The sequence below is a fragment of the Streptomyces sp. NPDC001100 genome, assembly GCF_053598575.1.
The window spans coordinates 85847-111599 of the sequence record NZ_JBSFKO010000018.1; the positions used below are offsets into that span (position 1 = coordinate 85847).

The following is a 25753-nucleotide window of genomic DNA, read 5'->3' on the forward strand; positions in this document are numbered from 1 at the left end:
GGTCACGTCACGGCCGCCCGGCTGCGCGACCGGTAGCCCGCGATCTTCGCGAGGTTGCCGCAGCGGTCCATCGAGCACCAGCGGCGGCGGCGGGCCTGGGAGTCGTCCAGGAACAGCAGGGAACACTCCGGGTTCTCGCACTCCTTGACCCGCTCCAGCAGCGGACCGCCCACCAGCAGGACGCCGTCCCGGGCGATCGTCGCCAGCGCCGCGCGCGCCGGATGCGCCGACTTCCAGCGCCGCTCGCCCAGTTGGGGCGCGAGATCCGGGCGCGCGGCGGCCTCGTTGACCCGCTCGACATCGGCCGCCGCCGGTTCCCGCCCGGCCATCGCGTCCTGTACGACCCGGTAGAGCGCCTCGCGCAGGGTGCGCGCGTCGGTCAGATCCCGGGCCGTGACCCGCACCGGTTCGGTGTCGGTCGACAGCTCCGCCGCCGTGATCCAGGCGGCCAGGGCGGCCGGATCGGGGAGCCGTTCGACGGGGGTGGCGTGCCGTTTGCCGAGCGTCGCCACGAAGTTCAGGCACGGGCGTCCGCCGATGAACGGGAAGACGGGCGGGGTGGTCATGGCGGCGAGCCTACCTCGCGCACACCGGTTCATGCGGTGTGCGCGAGGAACGTCGGCCGGCCTTGACACCGGTTCGTCCGGTGTCGCATGGTGACACCAGTTCAAGAGGTGTCGGCCGGGTTCGGTGGCCGCGACAGGGAGTGGGTAGCTGTATGCGTGCGGTACGGATCGACGAGTTCGGCGGGCCCGAGGTGCTGGTGCCGGTCGAGGCGCCCGACCCGGTCGCGGGTCCGGGGCAGGTGCTGGTGCGGGTCGCCGCGGCGGGCGTGAACCGCGCGGACGCCCTGATCAGGTCCGGTAATTACCACCGGGCCGGACGCCCGCCGCTGATCCCGGGGGTGGAAGGCGCCGGAACCGTCGCCGCGTTGGGGGAGGGCGTCACCGGATTCTCGCTCGGCCAGCGGGTCGTGGCCCTCGACGGCGTGAACTCACCCGGTTTCTACGCCGAGTTGGCGGCCGTCCCCGCGACCCAGGTGACCGCCCTGCCCGACGGGATCGAGCTCACGCATGCCGCCGCGCTGCCCGTCGCCTGGCTGTCGGCCTGGTACTGCCTGCGGCACCTCGCCCGGGTCACCAAGGAGGACACGGTGGTCGTGAAGGCCGCCGCGAGCGGGGTGGGCAGCGCGGCCGTGCAGATCGCGGCCGAGACCGGAGCCCGGGTCGTCGCGCTCGCCGGATCACCCGAAAAGGCCGCCTGGGCAGGGGAGTTCGGCGCCCACGCGACCATCGACACCTCGGCGCACCCGGACGACGCCGAGGTCGACGAGGTGCTGCGGCTGACCGGCGGACGCGGCGCGGACGTCGTCCTCGACACCGTCGGCGGCCCGGCCTTCGGCCGCAGCCTGCGCGAGATCGGACACGGCGGCCGGGTCGTCGCCCTCGCCAATGTCGCCCTGGAGGCAAGCACCGTCGACACCCGCGACTTCTACCCGAAGAACGCCTCGATCCTCGGCTTCCAGCTCACCAACCTCCAGGTCCACGGCGGCTACGACCCCCGCACGGACCTGCGTGAACTCGCCGAGCGGGTCGCCGCCGGCGCCTACCGCGTGCCGATCGAGACCGTCGTACCCCTGGCAGAGGCACGTGCCGCCCACGAGCGGCTGGAGCGCCGCGACAACCGGGGCAAGATCGTCATCGCGGTGCAGGGGGAGTGACGCAGGCCGCACGTCTCAGGGGTCGACGTCAGACGTACAGCTTGTCGAGGAAGGCCGTCAGATTGCCCACCGTCCGCTCGATCTGCTGCGCCACGGTCAGGCTCTCCTCGATGCGGATGCCCGACTCGGGGATCTTCCTGCCGCGCAGATAGAGGGAGCAGGCGAGGTCGGTGCACATGTACAGGCCGACCGAATTGCCCTCACGGCCCGCCGGGCCCGCCTTGCGCGCGGTCATCAGGGAGACCCCGCCGCCCGGGTGGGTCGTCACGCACAGCGAACACATGCTCCGGTGCAGAAAGCCGCGCTGCGCGGACGGGAACCGCAGGGTGACCCCGACCGGCCCGTCCGCCCGCTCGGCGACGAGATAGCTGCGGTCCGGCGCCCCCGGATCCCGCCAGCCCAGGAAGTCCAGGTCGTCCCACGGACGGCTGTCGAGATCGCGGGGGACCGCCAGTCGCTTCGCCTCGCCCTTCGAGCAGTTGACAAATGAGTTGCGGATGTCGTGCTCGGTGAGTGATCTCATGGGGGGAGTCTCCTGGGGCGGTGTCCGTCTCCGAAACCTAGGGGGTCTAGGTTTCGGTCCAGGGTAGTGAGGTGAGCGGTGGGGGAGCCAACGGATTTCGGGGACGTCGGGGCATGCCAGGCGCGGGCGTTGCGCCATGTCGCGGCCAGGTCGTCGGGCCCGGCCGTCGATCCGGGACTGCGCATCACCCTCAACTTCCACCCCGACCGCATGGCGGCCGGACGCCCGATCCTCGACGCGCTGGCCCAGGACGGCACGTACCACTCGCAGTTCGTGACCGGCACCAGCAACGGCGGTCTCACCGCCCACCCCGGCGGATTCCGGTGATCTGTCCCGCTGCCACCGGTGGCCATACGCCGGTGGCGAGTACGCCCAACGCATAGGCGCGGGCGACCAGTTCGGTACGGTTCGCCGCGCCCCAGCGGGCCGACAGGCGCCGTAGGTGATAGGTCACGCCGTCGGCGGTGAGGCCCGTTTCGCGGGCCGCGCGGGCGGTGGTGGCGCCGCCGGCGAGCAGGGCCAGGATGCGGGCCTCGACGGGGGTGGCCCGTGCGGGGACCGGCTCGGCGGGTTCGGCCTCGTCCCGCACGCGCAGCATCATCAGCAGCGCCGGGGTGTCCTCCACCGTGTCACTGACCGGATCGGCCGTCAGCTCCCCGTGGCGCTCGGTGCCGTCCGGAGCCGGCCAGCGCACCGACACCTGGTACCGCGACCGGTGCCGCAGCCGCAGCGCCTGCGCGATCCGCTCCACCTGGTCCGACTCCTGCGGCCGGAACAGGTCCAGCACGTCCTGTCCGCGCAGCCGCCCCGGTGTCGTACCGCACTCGGCCGCCATCGCGGGATTGGCCACCTGCACCGTGCCGTACGCCTGCGTCCAGCCGTGCCGCGAGGCCTTCCGCATCGACGACTCCACCGCGGTCGTGATGATCGCGGCGGGCACCGGCCTCGCCCCCTTCCGCGGCACCATCGCCGACCGTACGACTGCGCTCGCCGCCGGAGCCCAACTCGCCCGGCCCTCTGCTACTTCGGCTGCGACGCACCCGACGCCGACTGCCTCCACGCCGACGAACTGCGCGCCGCCGAGCGTGCCGGCGCCGTCTCGCTGCGCCTGGCCTTCAGCGCCGCCCCGGAGGGCGGAGCGACCTTCGTCCAGCGCCGGATCGCCGCCGAGGCGGACGAGGTGTGGGCCCTGCTGGACTCGGGCGCCCGGGTGTTCGTGTGCGGGGACGGAGTGCGCATGGCACCGGGGGTGCGGGAGGCGTTCCGTACTCTGTACCGGGACCGCACGCCCGGCGCCGACGAACCGGCCGCCGAGCAGTGGCTCAACGGACTGATGGCGGACGGGCGTTACGTCGAGGACGTGTACGCCGCCGGCTGAGCGAAAGGGAGAGGTGGGCGCACGGTGACGGACTCCTGGGAGCGGGCCCGGAAGATCCTCGGCTCGGCGGGCATTCCGCCGGACCGCCTCGCCCACCTCCGCCCGATGGGCGGCGGCACCTACAACACCGTCGAGGAACTCACCCTCACCGACGGCGGCCGTTACGTCCTCAAGACCGCCCCCACCGCCCCCGGCCTCGCCCACGAGCGCCAACTGCTCGTCTCCGAGGCCGACTTCTACGGCGCCGCCGCCAAGGCCGGGGTGGCGGCACCGCGCGTGGTGGTCGTCGACGGCGACACCCTCCTGATGACCCTCTGCCCCGGCGAACCCTGGGACGGAGATTCCCTCACGGACAGCGAAGTGGCCGTCCTGCGTACGGAGCTGGGCCGACAGCTCGCCCGCCTGCACGAGATCACCGGCCCGGGATTCGGCTATCCCTCCGGCGCTCTCGGCCCCCTCGCCCCCGACTGGCGGACCGCGTTCACCACGCTCTACGACGCCGTCCTGGACGACGCCCGCCGCTACCGGGCCTGGTTGCCACTGCCCGCCGACGACATCGCCCGAACGGCCCGCTCCGCCTACGCCACCCTGGACGAGATCACCGTCCCCCGCGCCGTCCACTTCGACCTGTGGTGGGGCAACGTCCTGGTCGACCGCACCTCCGGAACGCCCCGCATCGGCGGACTCATCGATGGCGAGCGCATGTTCTGGGGCGATCCCCTCGCCGACTTCGTCTCCGTGGCGCTGCTCGGCGACATCAGGAAGGACGACGCGTTCCTCGCGGGCTACCGGGAAGCGGGCGGCCGGGCCGAGTTCGACCGGTCGGCCGACGTCCGCTATGCCCTCTACCGCAGCTACCTCTACCTGATCATGCTCACCGAGGCGGTTCCCAGGGAGTTCGGCGCGGAGGAGAACCGCTGGCGGCGCGAGCGGGTCGGCCCCGAGCTGCTCGCCGCCCTCGGGGAGATCGACGGGACGGCTTCCACCACGTAGTGTGCATTCCACCGCCCCTTAGTTCAGGGCGTGAATTAAGAGGGTGCAGGGTTCGGAGGGAGCCACATGGCGGGGCGGAACGGGCGCACGGTACGCGACCTCAGGCGGGCCAACCGCACGGCCGTGCTGCAACGGCTGTACTTCGACGGACCCCTCAGCCGCTTCGAACTGGGCCCGGCGACCGGACTCAGCTCCGGCTCGGTCAGCAATGTCGTCGCGGACCTCGTCGCCGACGGCCTGGTGGAGGAGGCCGGCAGCGTCGACTCGGACGGCGGCCGTCCCCGCACCCTCCTCCGAGTCGCCCCGCACAGCGGCCACATGATCGGCGTCGACGTCGGCGAGACCCGGGTCCGCGTCGAGCTGTTCGACCTCACCCTCACCGAACTCGCCCGCGCCGAACGCCCGTTGGAGCAGCAGCGGTACGAGGTCGAGGTCATCGTCGGCCACATCCGCGACGGCATAGCCGAAGTCCTCGCCGCCGCCGACATCGCACCCGGACGGCTCCTCGGCGTCGGCATCGGCGTCCCCGGCATAGTCGAGCACACCCCGGACCACGGCGCCGTCGTGCACGGCCAGACCATCGGCTGGGACGCGGTCCCCCTCGAAGAACTCCTCCGCTCCACCTCCCAACTCCCCGAAGCCGTCCCGTACTTCATCGACAACGGGGCCAAGACCCTCGGCCAGGCCGAGATGTGGTTCGGTGGCGGGCGCGGCGCGCGCAACGCGATCGTGGTCCTCTTCGGCTCCGGCGTCGGCGCCTGCCTGGTGACCCCCGAGGTGGAGAACGGCCGGGCCGTCGAGTGGGGCCATCTGACCGTACGGGTCCGCGGTCGCCGCTGCCGATGCGGAGCCCTCGGCTGTCTGGAGGCGTACGCGGGCGCGGAGTCGCTCCTCGACCGCTGGCGCGAGCAGGGCGGACGCCCGCCCGAGGGCACCGACGAGGAGACCGCGATGACCGCGCTGCTGGTCGCCGCCTACCCGGCCGAAGGCGCCGAGGCCGATCCGGTCGCGCTCGCCGTCCTGGAGGAGACCGCCGAATACCTCGGCGCCGGCCTCTCCGACCTGATCAACCTCTTCCAGCCCGAGCGCATCCTCATCGGCGGCTGGGCCGGACTCCAGCTCGGCTCCCGCTTCCTCCCCGCCGTCCGCCACCACGCCACCGCGTACGCGCTGCGCCACCCCGCCGGACGCGTCACCATCGACCTGGGCCTCCTCGGCCCCGACGCGGTCACCGTCGGCGCCGCGATCCTCCCCCTCGCCGACTTCTTCGCCCGGGGCGGCCGCCGCGCCGAGCCCGAACCGGAGGGCCCACCGCCGGCCTGGCGCACGGCGCTGGAGGAACGCGCACCGCACTGAGGCGACGGGCCGGTGGGAGATGATCACTCCATGAGTGAGATCATCCTGATGTCCGACGCCCGGGTCACCGCAGTCCCCGTCGAGGAGTGCGGGGAACCTCTCGTCGACGTGAGCGACGTGCTGCTGGTCGACGACCGCAAGAACAAGGACTCCGACAACGGCGCCGAACTCCTCCTGCGCCAGGGCGTGTTGGACCGCCTTCTAAAGGCGGAGGCCCTGCTGCCCGACGGCCTGCGCCTGCTGTTCGTCGAGGGCTACCGGCCGCCGACCCTCCAGCGCCGCTACTTCGAGGGCTACGGCGACGAGCTGCGCGCCGCCAACCCGGACTGGTCCGCCGACCGGATCCGGTCCGCCGCCAGTCGCTATGTGTCCCCGCCCGAGATCGCCCCGCACCCCGCGGGCGCGGCCGTCGACCTCACCCTCGCCGGCGCCCACGGCCGCGAACTCGACCTGGGCACCCCGATGAACGCCAATCCGGAGCAGAGCGACGGGGCCTGCTACACCGACGCCGAGAACATCACCACCGAAGCCCGGGTCAACCGAGCGGTGCTGGGCAACGCGCTCGGCGCGGTCGGCCTGGTCAACTACCCGACAGAGTGGTGGCATTGGTCGTACGGGGACCGCTACTGGGCGCTGACGACCGGTGCGCCCGCCGCTCTGTACGGGGCGAAGGAACTCCCGTGACGGCTTACGCGAAGGCGTTCACACCCGTGAGTTCCGCGGACAGCTGCCACAACCGCGCCGCCTGCTCGGGGTCGGTCGCCCAGGACTTGACGCCGGAGCGTTCGTCGCCGTCGGGGGCGGGCTCCGCGATGTCGCAGTCCTCCAGGTAGACGCCGCCCATGCCGGCCAGCTGGGGCGAGGTCGCCGCCCACACCTCGGTGGCCGCGCCCTGCTCCGGGGTCTTGAAGCCCGAGGGGTTCAGCACGTTGCCCTGCTCGTCGATCCAGCCGCGCTCGATCATCTCCTCCTGGGGGATGTGGCGTTGCAGCGGCGTCATGATGCCGCCGGGGTGGAGGGAGAAGGCGCGGACACCGCGGTCGGCGGCGAGCTTGTCCAGGTGGACGGCGAACAAGACGTTCGCGGTCTTCGCCTGGCCGTACGCCTCCCACTTGTCGTAGCCGTGGGTCCACTGGACGTCGTCCCAGCGCATCCCGGAGAAGTGGTGGGCGCGCGAGGACACCGAGACCACGCGGGCGCCGCCCGGCTCGATGGCGGGCCACAGGCGGTTGACGAGGGCGAAGTGACCGAGGTGGTTGGTGGCGAACTGCGCCTCCCAGCCGGGCCCGACCCGGGTCTCCGGGCAGGCCATGATCCCGGCGTTGTCGATCATGTAGTCGACGGTCCGGCCGGAGGCGAGGAACCGCTCGGCGAAGCCGCGCACGCTCTCCAGGTCGGCGAGGTCCAGCTCGTCCACCTCGACGCCGGGCAGCCCGGCCACGGCCTCCTTGGCGGCGTCGGGGCGCCGCGCGGGGACGACCACTCGGGCGCCCGCCTTGGCCAGCGCGCGGGTGGCCTCCAGGCCGAGGCCCGAGTAGCCGCCGGTGAGGATCGCGAGCTTCCCGCCGAGGTCGAGGCCCTCCAGGACGTCGTCGGCCGTGCTCTTCGCGTCGAATCCGGAACCGATCTTGTGCTGTGCAGTGGTCATACCTGGAACGCTACGAATTGAAGTGCGCTCGAAGTCAAGCGGAGCAGACGCGGGGCATCCGGACATGGGGAAGCCCCGACCGCGACGGGGGAATCACGGCCGGGGCGGCCAAAGGGTGGGCACGGAAGGCGGTCGCCTCGCGGCGAAAGGCTCCACAGGGCTTCAGCCGAACGATCTTCCCTGTGGGCGGAGGTTGAGGCCCGGGGACACTGTTCCCTCCGCACCCACGGTCTGTTCAACGGCGAACTACCGATGGGTGTTCCTGCGCGGTCCGCCGTACGCGGTGATGTGCATCACTTGCCAGTGGTCCAGTCCAGTAGCCGGTCCGCGGACCAGGTGGTCAGCACCCGTTCGGCGGGCACGCCGCACTCCTCCGCCCGCGCGCAGCCGTTGATCTGCCAGTCGAGCTGACCGGGCGCGTGCGCGTCGGTGTCGACCGAGAACAGCACCCCCGCGTCCACGGCCTTCCGCAGCAGCCGCCGCGGCGGGTCGAGCCGCTCCGGACGGCTGTTGATCTCCACGGCCGTGCCCGACTCGGCACACGCGGCGAACACCTCGTCCGCGTCGAACTGCGACTCCGGCCGCGCGGCACCCCCGTCCCGTCCGATGAGCAGCCGCCCGGTGCAGTGCCCGAGGATGTCCGCGTGCGGATTCCGTACGGCGGCCACCATGCGGCGGGTCATGGCGCGGGACTCCATGCGCAGCTTGGAGTGCACGGAGACCACCACCACGTCGAGCCGCTCCAGCAGCTCCGGTTCCTGGTCCAGCGAGCCGTCGTCGAGGATGTCGCACTCGATGCCGGTGAGCAGCCGGAAGGGCGCCCAGGTCTCGTTCAGCGCGGCCACCACGTCCAGCTGCTCGCGCAGCCGCTCGGGCGACAGTCCGCGCGCCACGGTCAGCCGGGGCGAGTGGTCGGTCAGTACGGCCCACTCGTGGCCGAGCCGGGCCGCCGTCCGGCCCATCTCCTCGATCGGGCTGCCGCCGTCCGACCAGTCGGAGTGGAGGTGGCAGTCGCCGCGCAGCAGGGCCCGCAGCTCTTCGCCGCCGGGGCCGGACGGGGCGGGGGCCTCGGCCTCCAGTTGCTCCAGATAGGCGGGGACCTGCCCGTCCAGGGCCTCGCGGGCCACCTGCGCGGTCTTCGGGCCGATGCCCTTGAGGGACTCCAGCGTCCCGGCCGCCGCGCGTTCGGCGACCTCGCCCTCGGGGAGCGCCGCCAGCACCCAGGCCGCCGTACGGAAGGCGCGTACGCGGTAGGTCGGGGCCAGGGAGCGTTCCAGCAGGAAGGCGATCCGGTCCAGTGCCTGCACGGGATCCATCGAGCCTCCTCCCGCGAGGGGTCCCTGGTCAGGAACCTTGGACCGCTCGCGACCGCCTGATGCGTTCTAGGCTCTATTGCATGACCGAAATCGCCAGCCCGCACATCTCGACCCCGCGGATCATGGTGCTCAAGGTGCAGCCCGGTACCCCGCCGTTCCGCATCGTGGAGATCGACGGGGAGATGGTCGCCGAGGCCACGGGGATCACGGACGTCCTCCAGGTCGCGGCCGTGTGCGGCATCACGGTCCGCGACCTGGACGACCCGGACGTGGTCCGTTGGGTCGGCGGGGACAAGTTCACCTGGTTGCCGCATTAGGCATTACGGATTCAGCCAACGGTCCACTTCTGGTTGGCGCCGCCCGAGCAGGTCCATATCTGCAGCGGGGTGCCGTTGGCCGAGTTGTTGCCGGTGACGTCCAGGCACTTGTTGGCCTGTGGGTTGACGATGTCGTTCGCCGAGCTGACGGCCCACTTCTGGGCGGCGCTGCCGTTGCAGTCGTAGAGCTGGACCTTGGTGCCGTCCGCGGTGCCGCCGGCGTTCACGTCCAGGCACTTGCCGAGGGCGCGGATCGTGCCGTCGGAGCCCACGGTCCACTGCTGGGCGGCGCTGCCGTTGCAGTCGTAGAGCTGGACGGCGGTGCCGTTGGCGGAGTTCGCGCCGTTGACGTCGACGCACTTGCCGGCGAGGCCCTTGATCGCCACCCCGGTGGCCGTGTCGCTCGTGGTGACCGACACCGAGTCCACCACCAGCTGGGCCGGGAAGGCCGTGGCGCTGTTCGGGTCGCCCGGCCAGTCGCCGCCGACCGCCAGGTTGAGGATCAGGAAGAACGGCTTGTTGAACGCCCAGGTGTTGCCGCCCACGTCGGCGGGGGTGCGCGTCTCGTAGACGACCCCGTCGACCGACCACTTGATCGAGTTGGGCGCCCAGTCGACGGCGAACGTGTGGAAGGCGTCCGCGAAGGCCGCGCCGTTGGCCAGCGTGTAGGCGGCGCCTATCCCGTTGGCACCGGAGTAGCCGGGGCCGTGGATGGTTCCGTGGACCGTGGAGGGCTCGAAGCCGACGTTCTCCATGACGTCGATCTCGCCCGAGTTGGGCCAGCCGACCGAGCCGATGTCGGTGCCGAGCATCCAGAACGCGGGCCACATGCCCTGCCCGCGCGGGATCTTCATCCGGGCCTCGACATGGCCGTACTGCGCGCTGAACTTCCCCGAGGTGTTCAGCCGGGCCGAGGTGTACTGGCAAGTGCCGTACCAGCACTGGTAGTTGGCCGGGTTCTCCTTCTTGGCCGTGATCACCAGGTGGCCCTGGCCGTCCAGGGCCGCGTTGTTGGTGCCGGACGTGTAGTACTCGCGCTCGTGGTTGTTGACGTTGTCGCCGGTCTCCTGCGTCCACTTCGAGGAGTTGACGGCGCTGCCTGCCGCTCCGTCGAAGGTGTCGGAGAACGTGGTGGCGTCGGCCTGGGCGTCCGACGTGGAGGCCGCCTGCGCCGGACCGATCGCGGCGGACGCGACCAGTGCGGCGGACAGGGCGGCGAAGAGGCATCTGCGGAGTACGCGTGGGGAGGCCACGGCATTCCCTTCTGTGCGGCGGACGTGGGGACCGACACGCCGACTGAGGTGGGGGGTGAAAGCGTCGCCTCTTGATTTAAGGAGTGAGATAAGGAGAGCGTCAATACCTTGGTACGGACCAGTAGTTGAAAGTTCCGGGCCAGTAGTTGATCGTTACGAAGCGGCCTTCGGCGCTTTGGACGCCTTCGCTGCCTTTGTGGTCCGTGCCGCCTTCACGGCGGGCTTTCGCGCGTGCACCGCCCGGCCGAGCCGGCGCCCCAGCAGGACCCAACCGATCAGCGCGCCCGAGGTGTTGAGGATGACGTCGTCGATGTCGAAGGCCCGCCCGGTGATCAGCGCGCCCTGCGCGAACTCCACCAGGAGCATCACGGTCGCCGTCAGCAGCAGCACCTTCAGGATGCCGCGCGCCCGGGGCGCGAACACGGGCACCAGCACACCGAACGGGATGCCGAGCACCACGTTCCCACCGATCTGCTTGATGGCGTCGCGCATGGCCGGCTGGTCGAGATAGGCCTTCAGGGAGCGGCCGGGGTGCAGATTGGTGTGCACCAGCGCCTTCGACGCGGGGGACGGCTCCAGGGTCAGCTTGGCCAGTACGACGGCGAACGCCACCATGAAGACGAAGCCGAGCAGCATGGCCAACACGCGTAGCGGGAGGGGGAGTCGGTGGCGCTGGGGAGGTTCGGGCTTCGACTGTCGCGGGGCGCGGGCCGCTTTCGGCCCGGTCTTGGTCTCGGGCCTGGTCCAGATGTGGCGCAGACGTGCGGCGGTACGGCCCATGCGTGAGGTCCTCCGGTCTTCAACTTCCCTGTCTGGCAGGGCGGTTACCCCCGATTCGGCGGAGGATGCCGTGACGGACGGACGGAACCCGTGTGCGGCGCATGTGCCCGCACACGGGTTGCCGACGGCTGCTCAGGCCGCGTACGAGATGGTCACCGTCGTGAAGCCCAGCGAGCCGAGCAGGCCCTTGAGCATGTTGGTGGTGTTGGTCTCGGCGCGCGTGGTCAGACCGCTGGTCTTCGCCGCCTCGGCGATGTGCTTGGAGGCGAGTTTCTGCACGGCCTGCTCGCTGTTGGGGTTGTCGGAGAAGATGTCGCCCAGACGGTCCAGCAGACCGCGCTGCTTGGAGACCGTGTACGAGTGGTCCGGGTCCAGCGCGGGCTTGCCGAGCGTCGCGTGCGGCAGCTTGATGCTGGCCGAGGTGCGGTCGCCGTTGACCGTCACGTCCTGCTTGCCGAGCTTGCCCAGGTCGACATAGCCCTCCACGGTGCCCGCGCCGACGTAGAGCGTGCGGGTGCCCCGGATCGCCTGGGGCAGGAACTTGGCGTCCTTCTCCAGATCCACGACGACCTGGAAGTTGCCTGAGGCCGCGTCGTAACGGCTCATGTCCTGGATGGACTTGAGCAGCGCCGGACCCGAACGGTCGTGGGTCTCGGTGCCGAAGATGTCCCGCAGGCCCGGGAGCACGGCGAGCCGGAGCCCGGCGAACAGCACGGCGATCACAACGACGACGGCGGTGAGCACCTTCGCCCAGCCCGGCATCCGCCGGGGTATACGGCTGATGGAAGTCGTCATGGGGACGGCCCTCCCTTCCTCGGTATCCGCATGCCCCCCAAATTCCCTGTCAGACCGACCCGTTGGAGGAACGGGCGCGCTGACGGGGGCACGGAGGGCGCACAAGCGGGAAACGTCACTGTTCCGGCCCGCCAGGAGCCCTGGCCGACCGCGCAGACAGCATTTCCCGGCCGCCTCGCCCCATGCGTCCCGTGACCTTTCCGGATCACGGTCCGCTCCATGTTGTGACACTGGCGACGGATGTCCCCAACACGCCTCAGTGCGACCGCAGTTCACGGTCACCGGACGGACGCGACCACCACATCCCCTCACCGTGCGTGAGCCCGGGCAGGGCCGACTCCACGTCCCGCACCCGCCGGGCCGGCAGCTCACCGGTGATCAGCCAGGAGCCGATGCCCCCGGTCGTCCCCGTGAACTCGGCGCGACAGGAAGCGAGGTGCGAGGTCACCGGCGCGAGCGCGTCCTGCGGGACCTCCGTCTCGAACGCGACAAACGGCTCGTACAGCCGCGTCCGCGCCAGCCGCAGCGCCCGGCGCAGCACGATCGGGGTGAGACCCCGGAAGTCGCCCGCCGTGCTGAGCGGGCCGACGAATCCGGATCGGGTGAGCGTGACCCGGTAGTCCGTCACGGGCGCGCCCTGCAGCCCGCCGCGGAGCAGGGTCGTGTGGACCGCGTCCTCGACGGCCTGGTGGAACGCGCGGGGGAGCGCGCCGAGTTCGGTCTCGTACGCGAAGACCCCGCCGGAGCCGCGCTCTCCCGGTTGGACGCGCAGCCCGATCGTCGCCCAGTAGCGGCGGCCGTCGTGCCACGGCAGTTCGTCGCAGGCCTCACCGGTTCCGGCAGGGCGTTCCAGGAACCGCACCCGGCTCGGCTCGAAGTCGGCCTCGACGCCATAGTCCTGGAGGAGGGTCGCCGCCAGGACCTCCTTCTGGACCTCGCCGTACAGCAGCAGCACGGTCGCCCCGGAGGCGGCGGGCCGTGCGTGCAGCAGCGGGTCCTGGTCGGCCAGTGCCAGGAGGGCCGAGCGCAGCGCCGCGGCCTGTTCGGGACGCCGGGCCCGTACGACCGTCTCCAGGGTCGGCGGCGCGAACTGCGGTGCCCGCTCGGTGAGTTCACCGAGCCGGTCGCCGACCCGGATGTCCTTCGGGCCGGTCAGCGCGCCGATGTTCCCGGCGGTGAGCGGCCCGGACCGACCGATCACATCGAGCCGCGTGACCCGTCCGGAGACCTCGACGGCCCGGCCGTCCGCCCCGTGCCGGCGGAACGTGAGCCGCTGCTGCGGGGCCACCTCACCGTCGTAGAGCCGCAGATACGCCGTGCGTTCGCGGCCGGGGCCGGGGCGGACCGCGAACACCGTGCCTCGCGGGGTGCCCCGGCCGGCCGGTGCGGGCGGGATCAACCGGACCATGTTCTCGACCAGTTCGGGGATTCCCTGGCCGCCGAGGGCCGAGCCGAAGAGGAGCGGGTGGAGGGAGCCGTCGGCGGTGCGGGTGACGAGGGCCTTGCTCAGGTCGTCCGGGGTGGGGTGCGGGCCGTCGACGACCGCCGCGAGGACCGACGGGTCGACGTCGGCCAGGGCCTCGGCCAGGTCCGGGTCGCCGGGCGGGCGGGGCAGTACGCGGGCGCCGGGCGTGCCGAGGCCCGTCACGTCCGTCAGCGGTACGAGGTGCGGGGTCAGCCGGCGTCGGATGTCCGCGACGAGGCCGTCGGCGCGGGCACCCGCCCGGTCGATCTTGTTGACGAGGACGAGCGTGGGCAGCCGTAGCCGCCGCAGGGTTCGCATCAGGATCCGCGTCTGCGCCTGGACGCCCTCCACGGCGGACAGCAGCAGGACCGCGCCGTCGAGCACCTCCAGGGCACGCTCGACCTCCGCGATGAAGTCCGAGTGGCCGGGAGTGTCGATCAGGTTGATCTGGGTGTCGCCGACGGTGAACGCGGCGACCGCCGAGCGGATGGTGATCCCGCGCTCTCGCTCGATCGCGCCGTCGTCCGTACGGGTGTCACCGGCGTCGACGCTGCCGAGCCGCTCGGTCGCTCCGTGGTCGAACAGCAGCCGCTCGGTGAGGCTGGTCTTACCGGCGTCGACGTGGGCCAGAATTCCGATGTTCAGGGTGTGCATGCGTGGTCGAGTCCTCAAGAACCGTCGTCCAGTGGGAAGGGCGGTGGATTCCGAGGAGTCGGCGCATCTGGGGCTCCTGACATGCGGGGGAGTACGGGCGCCGCCATCATGTCGTGCAGGAGTGGGCGGCACGCAACCCGTTTTCGCGGGTCAGTAGCATGAACCACGGCCGGGAATGATCATGCGAGGAGCAGATCGTGCGAGACATCGCCGTGTTCAGCGGGAATGCCCATCCCGAGTTGGCGAAGGAGGTCTGCGCGCATCTCGGTGTACCGCTCAGCCCGACCCGGGTCAGCCGGTTCGCCAACGACTGCCTGGAGGTACAGCTCCAGGCCAACTGCCGGGAACGTGACGTCTTTCTGATCCAGCCGCTGGTCAAGCCGGTCCAGGAGAACCTGGTCGAGCTGCTGTTGATGTGCGACGCGGCGCGTGGCGCCTCCGCCGGGCGGATCACCGTCGTCATGCCGCACTACTCCTACGCCCGCTCCGACAAGAAGGACGCCCCGCGCATCTCGCTCGGCGGCCGGCTGGTCGCCGACCTGATGGTGGCGGCGGGCGCGAGCCGCGTCCTGGCCATGACCCTGCACTCGCCGCAGGTGCACGGCTTCTTCTCGGTGCCGGTCGACCATCTGCACGCGCTGCGTGAACTCGCCGCGCACTTCCGGCAGTACGACCTCTCCCGCACCACCGTCGTCTCCCCGGACCTCGGCAACGCCAAGGAGGCCGCCGCGTTCGCCCGGCTGATCGGCGCCCAGGTGGCGGCCGGCGCCAAGCAGCGGTACGCCGACGACCGGGTCGTCATCAGTTCGGTGATCGGTGACATCGCGGACCGGGACGTCATCGTCCTGGACGACGAGATCGCCAAGGGGAGCACAGTGCTCGAACTCCTGGACCGGCTGAGGGAGTTGGGCCCGCGCTCGATCCGGGTCGCCTGCACCCACGGCCTGTTCGCGGCAGGCGCGCTCAAGCGGATCGGGGAGCAGCCCGACGTGCTGGAGATCGTCTGCACCAACACGGTGCCGGTGCCGGAGGAGGAGCGCACCGAGAAGCTGCGCATCCTGTCCATCGCCCCGGCGCTAGCCGAGGCCGTACGCCGCATTCACAACGGTGAGTCCGTCAGCGCCCTGTTCGACGCGCCGCCGAACGAATAGACATGAGGGGACGGAGCAACGCTCGGCAGCACCGAGGTGATCAGGAGGACTCGCCGTGGCGAAGGCGAAGTTCGAGCGGACCAAACCCCATGTGAACGTCGGCACCATCGGTCACATCGACCACGGCAAGACCACTCTCACAGCGGCCATCACGAAAGTGCTCCACGACCGGTTCCCCGACCTCAACCCCTTCACACCGTTCGACCAGATCGACAAGGCGCCCGAGGAGCGGCAGCGCGGCATCACGATCTCGATCGCCCATGTCGAGTACCAGACCGAACGCCGGCACTACGCGCACGTCGACTGCCCCGGGCACGCCGACTACATCAAGAACATGATCACCGGCGCCGCCCAGATGGACGGCGCCATCCTGGTCGTCGCGGCCACCGACGGACCCATGCCGCAGACCAAGGAGCACGTCCTGCTGGCCCGGCAGGTCGGTGTGCCGTACATCGTCGTCGCCCTCAACAAGACGGACATGGTCGACGACGAGGAGATCCTGGAACTCGTCGAGCTGGAGGTGCGGGAGCTGCTCACCGAGTACGAGTTCCCCGGCGACGAGCTGCCGGTGGTCAAGGTGTCCGCCCTCAAGGCCCTCGAAGGGGACCCCGAGTGGACCGCTTCGGTGCTCGAACTCCTCGACGCCGTCGACGAGTTCGTGCCCCAGCCGACGCGGGACGTGGACCGGCCGTTCCTGCTGCCGATCGAGGACGTCTTCACCATCACCGGACGTGGCACGGTCGTCACCGGCCGGATCGAGCGCGGGGTGCTCAAGGTCAACAACGAGGTGGAGATCATCGGCATCCACCCGCAGAAGACGAGGACGACCGTCACCGGCATCGAGATGTTCCGGAAGCTTCTGGACGAGGGCCGGGCCGGCGAGAACGTCGGACTGCTGCTGCGCGGGGTCAAGCGCGAGGACGTGGAGCGCGGCCAGGTCGTCATCAAACCCGGATCGGTCACCCCGCACGTCGAGTTCGAGGCCCGCGCCTACATCCTGTCCAAGGACGAGGGCGGCCGGCACACGCCCTTCTTCCACAACTACCGCCCGCAGTTCTACTTCCGCACGACGGACGTGACCGGGGTGGTGACCCTGCCGAAGGGCACCGAGATGGTCATGCCGGGCGACAACACGACCATGCATGTCGAGCTGATCCAGCCCATCGCGATGGAGGAGGGTTTGAAGTTCGCGATCCGGGAGGGCGGCCGGACGGTGGGGGCGGGACAGGTCACCCGCATCGTCAGGTAGGCGTGGTCTCCGCCTGCTCCATGGCCGCCTCCAGCGTAGGAAGGGGCGGCAGCAGTTGCGCGAGCCCGGTGATCCGGAGGATGCGCAGGGTCAGCGGATGGGTGCAGACGAGGTGCAGCCTGCCGCCCCGGTCGAGCACCCGAACCCGGGCACGGAAGAGCAGGCGGAGACCCGAGCAGTCGAAGAACTCGACGTGCCGCAGGTCCAGCACGACACGTGCGCCCGGCCTGCCGGTCGCCCGGTCCAGATACGGGATGATCTCCATCGCCGCGGCGATGTCGATCTCGCCGCGTAACTCCAGCACCGTGAACCCCCGGTCCTGGTGGATGCGCAGATGCCGGGTGAGCGGCGCGGGTTCCTGCTGCACGACCACATCCCCTCCAACAGTCCCCGCCCTGAAAGTTACCCTCGATGGAGTGAATTTGAGCATGTTCGATTGACATATGTCTTCGAATCGAGCCACAGCTTTCTGAGATGTTCGGGCCGGGCCTAGGACAGCGCGTGCCAGGCCTTGGAAAGTGCCTGGCGGAACTGCTCGCTCTGGTGTGCTGTGAGCTCGCGCACCATCCGCTCCTCCAGCTCCCGCACCGGCCCGGCGCACCCCTCCAGCAGCTCGCGCCCCTCGCCGGTGAGCAGGATCAGCAGCTCGCGCCGGTTGCGCGGATTGCGCTCGCGGCGGATCAGTCCGCGGCCCTCCAGTGAGCGGACCAGATCGGCGATGGACTGCGCGGTGACGAAGGAGTCGCGGGCCAGCTGCGCCGCCGACAGGCCGTCGTGTCGCTCCAGGACCGTGAGCGCGGTGTACTGGAGGGCGGTGACGCCATAGGGCCTGACCAGCTCGTCCAGGCGCGAGCGGACCACCAGCTCCACCTGCTTGACCATGTACAGCAGGGACGGGAGTGTCTTCGTCGCTTGGGCGCCAACCAGGGATTCAGCCATGGATTCACCCTAGAGCATTGACAGGAAACCTGTCTGTAATGAGACTGCGGACCAGACGAGAAACCAACAGGAATCCTGTTGGTTGAAATCTTGGCAACGATGCTGAGGAGTGGCGATGACCGCCTTCGAGATCGAACCCGGCCGCCTGTTCGTCGGAGGGCAGTGGCGCGAGGCCGCCGACGGAGCGCGCACCGAGGTGGTCGACCCGTCCCGGGGCCGGGTCGTCACCACGGTCGCCGAGGCCGGCCCCGCCGACGTGGACGCGGCCGTCCGCGCCGCCCGCGAAGCCTTCGACAGCGGCCGCTGGTCCGGCCTCAGCGGTCGCGAGCGCGGCCGGATCCTGCACCGCGTCGCCGAACTCATCCGGGAGAACGCCGACGAACTCGCCCACCTGGAGAGCCTCGACGTGGGCAAGCCCATCACCCTGTGCCACGCCGTCGACATCACCAACGCGGCCAACGACTACGAGCACTACGCCGCCCTCGCCTTCTCCCTCGACGGCGCCACCCGCGACACCCCGCTCAACGCCCTCGCCTACACAAAGCGCGAGCCGCTGGGCGTGGTCGCCGCGATCACCCCCTTCAACTTCCCCCTGATCCTTGCCGGTTCGAAGCTCGCCCCCGCGCTCGCGGCCGGCAACACCGTGGTCCACAAGCCCGCCGACGAGACACCGCTCAGTGCTCTCTACATGGCGGGACTGCTCCAGCGCGCGGGCGTACCGGACGGCGTCGTCAACGTCGTCACCGGCTCCGGACCGGTCGCGGGCGAGGCCCTGCTGCGGCACGCGGGCGTCGACAAGATCGCCTTCACCGGCTCCACCGCCGTCGGCCGGCACGCCGCGAGCGTCGCCGGCGAGAACCTCAAGCCCGTGACCATGGAACTCGGCGGCAACGCGGCCCACATCGTCTTCGAGGACGCCGACCTGGAGAAGGCCGTCGGCGCGGTCATCAAGGGTTTCGTCTTCAACACCGGCCAGTTCTGCATGGGCGGCCCCCGCCTCCTGGTCGCCCGCCCCGTCTACAGCACCCTCCTCAACATCCTCGCCGACGCCGTCCCGGGCGTACCGCTCGGCGACCCCCGGCTGCCCGAGACCGTCGTGGGCCCGATGGCGGGGGAGAAGCACCTGCGCAAGGTCGAGGAGTACGTCGACCTCGCCCGCAAGGAAGGCGCCCGCATCGTCTGCGGCGGCGAACGCCTCGACCTCGACGGCGGCTACTACTACAAGCCCACCGTCATCGCCGACCTCGCCAACGACTCCCGGGTGATCCAGGAGGAGATCTTCGGCCCGGTCCTCACCGTGCAACCCTTCGACACCGAGGACGAGGCCGTCGAACTCGCCAACTCCACGCCCTACGGCCTGGCTTCGGGCGTCCAGACCGGCAACCTCGCCCGCGCCCACCGCATCGCGGACCGCCTCCAGGCGGGCATCGTCTGGGTCAACGACTGGGCGATGCTCGACCCCAACGTCCCCTTCGGCGGCGTCAAGGACTCCGGCTTCGGCCGCGAGTACGGCCCCGAGGGCCTCGCCGCCTACACCCGGACCAAGTCCGTCGTCGTCTCGCTCGACTGATCCCGCCCACCAAGGAGTTTCCGCGATGTCCACCACCACGCGCGCGGCCGTCGTCGAGTCGGGCGGCGCACCCTTCACGCTCACCGACGTCGAACTGGCCGAGCCCGGCCCGCACGAGGCGCTCGTCCGGGTCGTCGCAACCGGCCTGTGCCACACCGACCTCGGTGTCGCGAGCGGCGGACTGCCCTTCCCGCTCCCCGGAGTTCTCGGTCACGAGGGCGCCGGTGTCGTCGAGGAGGTCGGCTCCGCCGTCACCGCGGTCGCACCCGGCGACCATGTCGTGCTGTCCTTCACATCGTGTGGCGACTGCCGCAACTGCCGGGGCGGACACCCCGCCTACTGCGCGACCTGGCTCCCGCTGAACCTCATCGGCGGTCGCCGCGCCGACGGCAGCAGCACCATCAGCCGCGACGGCGAGCCTCTCGGCGGGCACTTCTTCGGTCAATCCTCGTTCGCCGAGCGGGCGTTGGTCGACGAGCGCAGCCTCGTCAAGGTCGACCCGGACGTACCGCTGGAGTCGATCGCCCCGCTGGGCTGCGGAGTCCAGACAGGGGTCGGCGCCGTCTGGAACGTCCTCAAGCCCCGGCTCGGCGACACGGTCGTGGTGCTCGGTGCCGGGGCGGTCGGCCTGTCCGCGGTGATGGCCGCCGCGCTCACCCCGGCCACCCGGATCATCGCCGTCGACAAGGTCGCCGAACGCCTTCTGCTGGCAAAGGAGTTGGGCGCCACCCACACCGTCAACGCCGGTGAGGCCGACCTCGGCGACACCCTCGCGGTGCTGACGGACGGGCAGGGTGCGGACGGCATCGTGGAGACCACCGGCAGTGTCGCCGTCCTGCGCCAGGGCGCCGACGCGCTCGCCGCCCGGGGCACCCTGGTCGTCGTGGGGGCGCCGCCGTTCGGCAGTGAAGTCGCCCTGGACGTCAACGGGTTGCTCCCCGGCAGGCGCATCGAGGGCCTCACCCTCGGCGACAGCGAGACGCAGAGTTTCATCCCCGCGCTCGTGCGGCTGGTGAAGGAGGGGCGGCTCCCGCTGCACCGCCTGATCACCACTTATCCGTTCGCGGACATCGACCAGGCGGTACGGGACATGAGCGCGGGCAAGGCGATCAAGCCCGTGCTCACCTTCTGACCCGCCGGCCTCCGCTCAGTCGACCGTCAGCACCAGCTTGCCCGAAGTCCGGCCGGTGCCGCCGAGCCTGTGTGCCTCGGCGGCCTCGGCCAGCGGGAACGCCCCGGCGATCGTCGCGCGCAGCTTCCCCGCCGCGACGAGCTCCGCGACGGCCTCCATGTCGGCGCGGTCCGCGTCGACGAGCATCCGGACCGCCCGCACACCGAGCCGCTCGGCCTCCTCGTGGAAGTCGTCCTTGCCGATCGGAATGATCGACACCACGATCCCGCCCGGCCGCAGCACCCGCAGCGACTTGAGCCCGGTCTCGCCGCCGACCGTGTCCAGGACGACGTCCACGTCCTTCACCGCCTCGGCGAAGTCGGTCTCCCTGTAGTCGATCGCCTCGTCCACGCCCAGCTCGCGCAGGAACTCGTGCTTGCCCGCGCTCGCCGTACCGATCACGTACGCGCCGCGTGCCTTGGCGATCTGCACGGCCACATGGCCGACCCCGCCGGCAGCCGCATGGACCAGCACCCGCTGGCCCGGCTGGACGTCCGCGTTCTCCACCAGCGCCTGCCAGGCGGTCAGCGCGACCAGGGGCAGCGCGCCCGCCTGGACATGGTCTATGGCGGCCGGCTTGTGGACGAAGTCGCGGGCCGGGGCGGCGACGTACTCGGCGTGCGAGCCGTGGCCCCACGGGTAGGACAGCATCCCGAAGACCTCGTCGCCGGCCTTGAAGCGGGCGACCCCGACACCGACGGCCTCCACGACGCCGGAGACGTCCCAGCCGAGGACGAACGGGGGCTCGCCGAGGAATCCGCCGGTCTTCCGGTGCTTCCAGTCGGTCGGGTTGAGTCCGGCGGCCCGCACCTTGATCAGGATCTCGTTCGGGCGCGGCGCGGGCCGCTCGACCTCGGCGACTTCGAGGACCTCGGGATCGCCGAGGACGTGCTGTGTGATGACGCGCATGGTGTTCACAGTGCTCATGTTCATGGAGCCTGCCGGATCCCGCACGACAAGAAAATGGCACGATGGCCAACCTTCGATAGAATCATGCCATGCAGCATGTGGAACGCGTCGTCGTCCTGGCGCTCGACAACGTCTACCCCTTCGAACTGGGCATCCCCAGCCGTATCCTCGGTGCCGCCGACGGCCGCTACGAGGTGCTGACCTGCACTGTCGACGGCCGTCCGGTGCGTACCGACGCCGACTTCTCGGTCGCGGTGGAGCACGGACCCGAGGTGCTGGAGACGGCGGACACGGTCGTGGTCGCCTCCATGGCGTCCTCGGGCATCCCGGACGGGCTGCCCGCCGAGGTCGGCGCCGCACTGGCCCGGATCCGCCCGGACGCGCGGATCGTGTCCATCTGCACGGCCGCCTTCGTGCTCGCCGCCGCCGGTCTCCTCGACGGTCGCCGCGCCACCACCCACTGGCAGGTCGTGGACCGCTTCCGGGCCCTGTATCCGCAGGTCGATCTGGACCCGGACGTGCTCTTCGTGCAGGACGGCCGGATCCTCACCTCCGCGGGCGCGGCCTCCGGGGTCGACGTCTGTCTGCACATCGTGCGCACGGACCACGGCGGCGAACTCGCCAACACGGTCGCCCGCCGCTGTGTCGTCCCGCCGTTCCGAGACGGCGGTCAGGCCCAGTTCATCCAGCAGCCGGTGCCGGACTCCGGCGCCACCAGTACGGCCGCCACCCGTGACTGGGCCCTGACCCGCCTCGACGAGCCCCTCGCCCTCAACGACCTGGCCCGCCACGCCGGCATGAGCCTGCGCACCTTCGCCCGCCGCTTCAACGACGAGGTCGGCCTCAGCCCCGGCCGCTGGCTGACCCAGCAGCGGATCGCCCGCGCCCGCGACCTGCTGGAGGCCAGCGACCTGTCGGTCGACCAGATCGCCGGCCGGGTCGGCTTCGCGACCGGCGCGTCCCTGCGCCAGCATCTGCACGCGGCGATCGGGGTCTCCCCGCAGGCCTACCGGCGTACGTTCCAGGAAGCCCGCTGAACCCCAACGTTTCGGGCCGCCCGTGCGTCGTAGGAACAAGACGTGAGGGGGCAGGGCATGCGCAGAGGGCTCGGGGTGGTCGCCGTGCTGGTGGCGGTGACCGCGGTGGGATGTGGCACCAAGGGCGGGGAGGACGTCGTGGTCACGGGCACACCGCCGGCCACACCCTACGACGGGCCGCTGTACGTGGCGGCCACCGGCTCCGACAAGTCGGGTGCGGCCGGCCGGGCGCTGGAGTGCGACGGGGCGATGTACGAGGGCGGCGGCGCCGACGGGTGGAGCGAGGGCGACGGCGGCAAGACCCCCGAGGGCGGCCTGCGGGCGTACTTCGACATGGAGCAGCCGGAGGTCCCGCGCACGGGCTATCGCGTCGAGCGCAAGGAGAGCGGGCGCGTCCTGTTCTCCTACGACGTCGACGGCCGTACCAAGGTCGCCGTCGTCGTCGCCAAGGACCGTAAGAACAGGCCGGGTTGGGGGCCGGAGACCAGTGCCTCCTGCGACCCGGCCGAATTCCCGGCGAGCTTCACCAAGGCGCACGGCTACGAGATCTGGACCGACAGGCACGGGAAGCGGGTGCCGACCACGGTGGTGAGCAGTTCGGCGGGGTCCGCGCACTGCGGCTGGCGGAAGGCGCACTTCCTGCAGACCGGCAAGGGGAAGACGGGCAGGCTGTACGCCCGCGATCTGGACAAGGTGCTCCCGGCCGGGATGCTCACCGCCCCCTACGACGGCGACGTCTCCATGCCCGCGACTGCCCGTGACACCGGATACCGGTACCAGGACTGGGAGTTGTGGCTCACGGCCGACACGTCGAAGGCGTACGTCCGCACACCGGACGGCGTGGAGGCCTGGCCGGTGGTGAACCACGGACAGGCCTGCCAGTGAACCCTCGTCACCGGCTCATGTGCAGCGCCACCAGCAACTGCCATACCTGGTCGGCGATTTCCTCCGGCGTGCCCTCCAGCAGCCCGTGCAGCCAGTCGGCCAGGACCCCGCCGAAGGTCCCGGCGACGGCCGAGGCGACCAGCGGGGCGTCCGCCGCGCCCGCGAGTTCGCGCTCCCGGAGGCTGTAGGCGCGCAGGTCCCGGTGCAGCACCCGGCCGAGCGGACCACCGCCGCCCGGGCTCAACAGGGCGCGGTACAGGGCCGCGTGGGGGAGCAGCCCGGCGAAGAACTCCGGCAGCGCGGGCGGCGCGTGCACCGGGTCGGGACGGCCGCGCCAGGCGTGCAGTGCCTCCACCGCGTCCCGTACGACGTCCGCGCAGGCGTCGACCGCGAGCGCCTCCAGGCTGTCGTAGTGGACGTAGAACGTGGCCCGGCCGACCCCGGCCCGGCGCACCAGGGCGGCGACGCCGACCTCCTCCAGGGGGTGTTCGGCGCACTCGTCGAGGAGAGCCCGGCGCAGCCGTGCCCGGGTGCGGGCGGCCCGCGGGTCCTCGGGCTCGGCGCGGCTCACCGGGCGATCAGTACGGCGGCCAGGGCCAGCGCGCCGGGCAGCGCCTGCGCGAACAGGATGCGCCGGTTCGCCGTCACCGTGCCGTAGACGCCCGCGACCACGACACAGCTCAGGAAGAACACCTGGGCGCGGAAGCCGGTCGGGTCGGCGGCGATCAGGCCCCAGATCAGACCCGCGGCGAGGAAGCCGTTGTACAGCCCCTGGTTGGCGGCCAGCGGCGCGGTGGCTCTTGCCATGTCGGGGTCGAAGCCGTGCAGTCCGCGCCCGGGCTTCTTCTCCCACAGGAACATCTCCAGCACCAGGATGTACAGATGCAGCGCGGCCACCAGGCCCACCAGCACGTTCGCGAGCGTTTCCACGATCAGCCGACCCTTCGTTGTAATGGACAGGTGTCCACTATAGCTGGACACCTGTCCATGAACGACCACTCGGGTCAGGCCCCGTCGGCCGCGTACACCTCCGCCCCTCCCACATAGGTGAGCGCCACCCGCGTCTGCGCGATCTCCTCCGGCGGAGCGGCGAAGGGATCGCGGTCCAGGACCACCAGATCCGCCAACGCCCCCTCCTCCACCCGGCCGGTGTCGTCCAGATGGTTCGCGTACGCCGAACCCGCGGTGTACGCCGTGAGCGCCTCGGTGAGCCCGATCCGCTCGCCGGGCAGGAACACCGGCCCGGTGCTTCCGGGTTCGACCCGGTTGACCGCGACATGGATGCCCTGCAGCGGATCGGGACTGCTCACCGGCCAGTCGCTGCCCGCCGCGAGCGTGGCCCCGGACCGCAGCAGCGCCCCGAACGGGTACTGCCACAAAGCCCGTTCGGGCCCGAGGAACGGAATCGTCAGCTCGTCCATCTGCGGTTCGTGCGCCGCCCACAGCGGCTGGATGTTCGCGACCGCACCCAGCCGCGCGAACCGCGCCACGTCGTCCGGGTGCACCACCTGGAGGTGTGCGAGATGAGGCCGCGTGTCACTCGGCCCGTTCGCCTCCCGAGCCGCCTCGACCGCGTCCAGCGCGTTCCGTACGGCCCGGTCGCCCAGCGCGTGGAAGTGGCACTGGAATCCGAGCGCGTCCAACTCGGTGACGTACTTGGGCAGTTGGTCCGGGTCGATGAAGCTCGTGCCGCGATTGCCCGTGGCGCAGCCGCACTTGTCGAAATAGGGATCGAGCAGGGCGGCGGTACCGGTCTCGGCGACCCCGTCCAGCATCAGCTTCACACTGCCCGCCCGGAACCGGCCGTGGCTCAACGCGGCCCGCCGCTCGGCGAGTTCGGGGATCTGCTCGGCCCCGCGCTCCCGGTCCCACCACAGCGCGCCGACCACGCGCGCGGTGAGCGAGCCGTCGCGGGCCGCGGTCAGATACGCGTCCGCCGGATCGGCCATCCCCGCGAACTTCCCGACGATCGCGTCCTGCCAGGCCGTGACACCGAGCGCGTGCAGATGCCGCTGGGCGTGCAGCAGCGCGGCCAGGCGGTCGGCGGGTGTGGTCGGTGGCGTGAGCCTGCCGACACGCTGCATCGCCCCTTCTTGGAGCGTTCCAGCAGGCTCACCCGACGCGTCCCGCTCGATCCGCCCGTCCGCCGGATCGACGGTGTCCCGCGTGATGCCGGCCAGCTCCAGGGCCCGGCTGTTGACCCACGCGCCGTGATGATCCCGGTTGGGCAGATACACCGGCCGGTCCGGTACGACCGAGTCCAGCAGATCCTTCGTCGGCGTGCCGCCCTCGAACGCCTCCATGGACCACCCGCCCCCGGTGATCCACTCCCGCTCCGGGTGCGCGTCCGCATAGGCACGCACGGCGGCGAGCGTGTCCGCCGCGGTCCTGGTCCCCGTCAGATCGCACTGGGTCAGCTCCAGCCCCGCCGGCACCGGATGCACATGCGCGTCCTGGAACCCGGGCAGCAGCAACCGCCCCGCCAGATCGACGAGTTGAGTGCCAGGACCGGCGAGGTCGTGCACCTCGGCATGTCCTACGGCCGTGATGCGGTCGCCGGTGACGGCCACGGCGGTCGCCGCGCGGCCCCCGGGGGTGAGGACGGGGCCGTTGGTGAAGAGGAGGTCTGCGTGCATGGTCCGTT

The 25753-nt window shown here is 71.1% G+C and carries 26 protein-coding genes and 2 pseudogenes; 13 read left to right on the forward strand and 15 right to left on the reverse strand.

The genetic code is table 11. From position 1 onward, the window contains the following. Positions 1-2: 2 nt before the first annotated feature. On the reverse strand, positions 3-566 hold the full coding sequence (locus tag ACWDEW_RS25910) for a CGNR zinc finger domain-containing protein (protein WP_450515413.1): 564 nt from the start codon (positions 564-566) through the stop codon (positions 3-5). A 152-nt stretch (positions 567-718) separates the two neighbouring features. On the opposite strand from ACWDEW_RS25910, the gene ACWDEW_RS25915 reads away from it, so the two are divergent. Next, a complete protein-coding gene (locus ACWDEW_RS25915) occupies positions 719-1720 on the forward strand; it encodes a quinone oxidoreductase family protein (protein ID WP_450515415.1) in 1002 nt (333 codons plus the stop codon). Between the two features lie 28 nt (positions 1721-1748). Here the strand turns inward: ACWDEW_RS25915 and ACWDEW_RS25920 are convergent, their stop codons facing one another. After that, positions 1749-2243 carry an FBP domain-containing protein gene (locus tag ACWDEW_RS25920; protein WP_450515417.1) on the reverse strand — a complete coding sequence of 165 codons (495 nt, stop codon included), beginning with the start codon at positions 2241-2243 and terminating at the stop codon, positions 1749-1751. A gap of 78 nt (positions 2244-2321) precedes the next feature. Between ACWDEW_RS25920 and ACWDEW_RS25925 the strand changes: the two are divergent. Beyond that, positions 2322-2567, forward strand: a pseudogene (locus ACWDEW_RS25925) (DUF3626 domain-containing protein); the annotation flags it as partial. On the opposite strand, the gene ACWDEW_RS25930 reads toward ACWDEW_RS25925, so the two are convergent. Beyond that, positions 2542-3144: a PAS domain S-box protein gene (locus ACWDEW_RS25930; protein ID WP_450515419.1), complete on the reverse strand. Its 603-nt coding sequence runs from the start codon at positions 3142-3144 to the stop codon at positions 2542-2544. The pseudogene ACWDEW_RS25925 and the gene ACWDEW_RS25930 overlap by 26 nt on opposite strands. Here ACWDEW_RS25930 and ACWDEW_RS25935 point away from each other — a divergent pair. From ACWDEW_RS25935 to ACWDEW_RS25950, 4 genes and pseudogenes are all read left to right on the forward strand, one after another. Beyond that, positions 3107-3621 (forward strand): annotated as a pseudogene (locus ACWDEW_RS25935) (reductase); the annotation flags it as partial. The gene ACWDEW_RS25930 and the pseudogene ACWDEW_RS25935 sit on opposite strands and share 38 nt — an antisense overlap. Positions 3622-3645: 24 nt before the next feature. Continuing rightward, positions 3646-4614 carry a phosphotransferase family protein gene (locus ACWDEW_RS25940; RefSeq protein ID WP_450515420.1) on the forward strand — a complete coding sequence of 323 codons (969 nt, stop codon included), beginning with the start codon at positions 3646-3648 and terminating at the stop codon, positions 4612-4614. Between the two features lie 66 nt (positions 4615-4680). After that, positions 4681-5970 carry an ROK family protein gene (locus ACWDEW_RS25945; RefSeq protein WP_450515422.1) on the forward strand — a complete coding sequence of 430 codons (1290 nt, stop codon included), beginning with the start codon at positions 4681-4683 and terminating at the stop codon, positions 5968-5970. A gap of 30 nt (positions 5971-6000) precedes the next feature. After that, a complete protein-coding gene (locus tag ACWDEW_RS25950) occupies positions 6001-6654 on the forward strand; it encodes a M15 family metallopeptidase (protein WP_450515424.1) in 654 nt (217 codons plus the stop codon). A 4-nt stretch (positions 6655-6658) separates the two neighbouring features. Here ACWDEW_RS25950 and ACWDEW_RS25955 read toward each other — a convergent pair whose 3' ends face one another. Together ACWDEW_RS25955 and ACWDEW_RS25960 are read right to left on the reverse strand one after the other, a co-directional pair. Then, complete coding sequence (locus ACWDEW_RS25955; RefSeq protein WP_450515426.1) at positions 6659-7618, reverse strand: SDR family NAD(P)-dependent oxidoreductase; 960 nt, start codon at positions 7616-7618, stop codon at positions 6659-6661. A gap of 293 nt (positions 7619-7911) precedes the next feature. Further along, on the reverse strand, positions 7912-8934 hold the full coding sequence (locus ACWDEW_RS25960; protein ID WP_450515428.1) for a PHP domain-containing protein: 1023 nt from the start codon (positions 8932-8934) through the stop codon (positions 7912-7914). A gap of 80 nt (positions 8935-9014) precedes the next feature. Between ACWDEW_RS25960 and ACWDEW_RS25965 the strand changes: the two genes are divergently transcribed. Beyond that, entirely contained in the window at positions 9015-9251 is a 237-nt protein-coding gene (locus ACWDEW_RS25965; RefSeq protein WP_450515429.1) for a hypothetical protein, read from the forward strand. Positions 9252-9262: 11 nt separating this feature from the next. Here the strand turns inward: ACWDEW_RS25965 and ACWDEW_RS25970 are convergent, their stop codons facing one another. The 4 genes from ACWDEW_RS25970 to otr(A) all read right to left on the reverse strand — a co-directional run bounded on the left by ACWDEW_RS25970 (position 9263) and on the right by otr(A) (position 14198). Then, positions 9263-10504, reverse strand: a complete 1242-nt coding sequence (locus ACWDEW_RS25970; RefSeq protein WP_450515431.1) for a ricin-type beta-trefoil lectin domain protein — start codon at positions 10502-10504, stop codon at positions 9263-9265. Between the two features lie 153 nt (positions 10505-10657). Continuing rightward, the gene (locus ACWDEW_RS25975; protein ID WP_450515433.1) at positions 10658-11284 is read right to left on the reverse strand and encodes a VanZ family protein; all 627 of its coding nucleotides are present in this window, start codon (positions 11282-11284) and stop codon (positions 10658-10660) included. Between the two features lie 132 nt (positions 11285-11416). Then, the gene (locus ACWDEW_RS25980; protein ID WP_450515435.1) at positions 11417-12079 is read right to left on the reverse strand and encodes a DUF4230 domain-containing protein; all 663 of its coding nucleotides are present in this window, start codon (positions 12077-12079) and stop codon (positions 11417-11419) included. A gap of 256 nt (positions 12080-12335) precedes the next feature. Continuing rightward, on the reverse strand, positions 12336-14198 hold the full coding sequence (otr(A), locus tag ACWDEW_RS25985) for a tetracycline resistance ribosomal protection protein Otr(A) (protein ID WP_450515436.1): 1863 nt from the start codon (positions 14196-14198) through the stop codon (positions 12336-12338). Between the two features lie 197 nt (positions 14199-14395). Here otr(A) and ACWDEW_RS25990 point away from each other — a divergent pair, with 197 nt between their 5' ends. Together ACWDEW_RS25990 and tuf are read left to right on the forward strand one after the other, a co-directional pair. After that, positions 14396-15349 (forward strand): ribose-phosphate diphosphokinase, encoded by a 954-nt coding sequence (locus ACWDEW_RS25990; RefSeq protein WP_450515437.1) that lies wholly within the window; start codon positions 14396-14398, stop codon positions 15347-15349. Positions 15350-15404: 55 nt separating this feature from the next. Next, on the forward strand, positions 15405-16598 hold the full coding sequence (gene tuf, locus ACWDEW_RS25995; protein ID WP_450515439.1) for an elongation factor Tu: 1194 nt from the start codon (positions 15405-15407) through the stop codon (positions 16596-16598). Here tuf and ACWDEW_RS26000 read toward each other — a convergent pair. Both ACWDEW_RS26000 and ACWDEW_RS26005 read right to left on the reverse strand, forming a co-directional pair. After that, entirely contained in the window at positions 16591-17028 is a 438-nt protein-coding gene (locus ACWDEW_RS26000; RefSeq protein WP_450515441.1) for an anti-sigma factor antagonist, read from the reverse strand. The genes tuf and ACWDEW_RS26000 overlap by 8 nt on opposite strands. A gap of 59 nt (positions 17029-17087) precedes the next feature. Next, the gene (locus tag ACWDEW_RS26005; RefSeq protein WP_450515443.1) at positions 17088-17537 is read right to left on the reverse strand and encodes a MarR family winged helix-turn-helix transcriptional regulator; all 450 of its coding nucleotides are present in this window, start codon (positions 17535-17537) and stop codon (positions 17088-17090) included. A 115-nt stretch (positions 17538-17652) separates the two neighbouring features. Between ACWDEW_RS26005 and ACWDEW_RS26010 the strand changes: the two genes are divergently transcribed. Beyond that, positions 17653-19107: an aldehyde dehydrogenase family protein gene (locus ACWDEW_RS26010; RefSeq protein WP_450515444.1), complete on the forward strand. Its 1455-nt coding sequence runs from the start codon at positions 17653-17655 to the stop codon at positions 19105-19107. A gap of 25 nt (positions 19108-19132) precedes the next feature. Then, complete coding sequence (locus ACWDEW_RS26015) at positions 19133-20239, forward strand: NAD(P)-dependent alcohol dehydrogenase (RefSeq protein WP_450515446.1); 1107 nt, start codon at positions 19133-19135, stop codon at positions 20237-20239. Between the two features lie 15 nt (positions 20240-20254). On the opposite strand, the gene ACWDEW_RS26020 is transcribed toward ACWDEW_RS26015, so the two are convergent. Next, complete coding sequence (locus ACWDEW_RS26020) at positions 20255-21205, reverse strand: NADP-dependent oxidoreductase (RefSeq protein WP_450515448.1); 951 nt, start codon at positions 21203-21205, stop codon at positions 20255-20257. A 71-nt stretch (positions 21206-21276) separates the two neighbouring features. On the opposite strand from ACWDEW_RS26020, the gene ACWDEW_RS26025 reads away from it, so the two are divergent. Together ACWDEW_RS26025 and ACWDEW_RS26030 are read left to right on the forward strand one after the other, a co-directional pair. Next, the gene (locus ACWDEW_RS26025) at positions 21277-22224 is read left to right on the forward strand and encodes a GlxA family transcriptional regulator (RefSeq protein WP_450515450.1); all 948 of its coding nucleotides are present in this window, start codon (positions 21277-21279) and stop codon (positions 22222-22224) included. 57 nt (positions 22225-22281) lie between these two features. Then, entirely contained in the window at positions 22282-23109 is an 828-nt protein-coding gene (locus ACWDEW_RS26030; protein WP_450515451.1) for a hypothetical protein, read from the forward strand. Between the two features lie 7 nt (positions 23110-23116). On the opposite strand, the gene ACWDEW_RS26035 is transcribed toward ACWDEW_RS26030, so the two are convergent. The 3 genes from ACWDEW_RS26035 to ACWDEW_RS26045 all read right to left on the reverse strand — a co-directional run bounded on the left by ACWDEW_RS26035 (position 23117) and on the right by ACWDEW_RS26045 (position 25745). Continuing rightward, positions 23117-23680: a TetR/AcrR family transcriptional regulator gene (locus tag ACWDEW_RS26035; RefSeq protein ID WP_450515453.1), complete on the reverse strand. Its 564-nt coding sequence runs from the start codon at positions 23678-23680 to the stop codon at positions 23117-23119. Beyond that, entirely contained in the window at positions 23677-24039 is a 363-nt protein-coding gene (locus tag ACWDEW_RS26040; protein ID WP_450515455.1) for a DUF1304 domain-containing protein, read from the reverse strand. Before ACWDEW_RS26040 ends, ACWDEW_RS26035 begins: the two co-directional genes overlap by 4 nt. Positions 24040-24113: 74 nt before the next feature. Then, positions 24114-25745 carry an amidohydrolase gene (locus tag ACWDEW_RS26045; RefSeq protein ID WP_450515457.1) on the reverse strand — a complete coding sequence of 544 codons (1632 nt, stop codon included), beginning with the start codon at positions 25743-25745 and terminating at the stop codon, positions 24114-24116. Positions 25746-25753: the final 8 nt, after the last annotated feature.

What these genes read in the sequence shown, in the direction of transcription:
- ACWDEW_RS26045 (WP_450515457.1), bottom strand. Translation starts at nt 25,745, where the DNA reads ATGCACGCAGACCTCCTCTTCACCAACGGCCCCGTCCTCACCCCCGGG.
- ACWDEW_RS25980 (WP_450515435.1), bottom strand. Translation starts at nt 12,079, where the DNA reads ATGACGACTTCCATCAGCCGTATACCCCGGCGGATGCCGGGCTGGGCG.
- ACWDEW_RS25930 (WP_450515419.1), bottom strand. Translation starts at nt 3,144, where the DNA reads ATGCGGAAGGCCTCGCGGCACGGCTGGACGCAGGCGTACGGCACGGTG.
- ACWDEW_RS25920 (WP_450515417.1), bottom strand. Translation starts at nt 2,243, where the DNA reads ATGAGATCACTCACCGAGCACGACATCCGCAACTCATTTGTCAACTGC.
- ACWDEW_RS25910 (WP_450515413.1), bottom strand. Translation starts at nt 566, where the DNA reads ATGACCACCCCGCCCGTCTTCCCGTTCATCGGCGGACGCCCGTGCCTG.
- ACWDEW_RS25975 (WP_450515433.1), bottom strand. Translation starts at nt 11,284, where the DNA reads ATGGGCCGTACCGCCGCACGTCTGCGCCACATCTGGACCAGGCCCGAG.
- ACWDEW_RS25915 (WP_450515415.1), top strand. Translation starts at nt 719, where the DNA reads ATGCGTGCGGTACGGATCGACGAGTTCGGCGGGCCCGAGGTGCTGGTG.
- ACWDEW_RS26015 (WP_450515446.1), top strand. Translation starts at nt 19,133, where the DNA reads ATGTCCACCACCACGCGCGCGGCCGTCGTCGAGTCGGGCGGCGCACCC.
- ACWDEW_RS26025 (WP_450515450.1), top strand. Translation starts at nt 21,277, where the DNA reads ATGCAGCATGTGGAACGCGTCGTCGTCCTGGCGCTCGACAACGTCTAC.
- ACWDEW_RS26000 (WP_450515441.1), bottom strand. Translation starts at nt 17,028, where the DNA reads ATGCTCAAATTCACTCCATCGAGGGTAACTTTCAGGGCGGGGACTGTT.
- ACWDEW_RS25955 (WP_450515426.1), bottom strand. Translation starts at nt 7,618, where the DNA reads ATGACCACTGCACAGCACAAGATCGGTTCCGGATTCGACGCGAAGAGC.
- ACWDEW_RS25965 (WP_450515429.1), top strand. Translation starts at nt 9,015, where the DNA reads ATGACCGAAATCGCCAGCCCGCACATCTCGACCCCGCGGATCATGGTG.
- ACWDEW_RS25960 (WP_450515428.1), bottom strand. Translation starts at nt 8,934, where the DNA reads ATGGATCCCGTGCAGGCACTGGACCGGATCGCCTTCCTGCTGGAACGC.
- ACWDEW_RS25950 (WP_450515424.1), top strand. Translation starts at nt 6,001, where the DNA reads ATGAGTGAGATCATCCTGATGTCCGACGCCCGGGTCACCGCAGTCCCC.
- ACWDEW_RS26030 (WP_450515451.1), top strand. Translation starts at nt 22,282, where the DNA reads ATGCGCAGAGGGCTCGGGGTGGTCGCCGTGCTGGTGGCGGTGACCGCG.
- ACWDEW_RS26010 (WP_450515444.1), top strand. Translation starts at nt 17,653, where the DNA reads ATGACCGCCTTCGAGATCGAACCCGGCCGCCTGTTCGTCGGAGGGCAG.
- ACWDEW_RS26005 (WP_450515443.1), bottom strand. Translation starts at nt 17,537, where the DNA reads ATGGCTGAATCCCTGGTTGGCGCCCAAGCGACGAAGACACTCCCGTCC.
- ACWDEW_RS26020 (WP_450515448.1), bottom strand. Translation starts at nt 21,205, where the DNA reads ATGAGCACTGTGAACACCATGCGCGTCATCACACAGCACGTCCTCGGC.
- ACWDEW_RS25945 (WP_450515422.1), top strand. Translation starts at nt 4,681, where the DNA reads ATGGCGGGGCGGAACGGGCGCACGGTACGCGACCTCAGGCGGGCCAAC.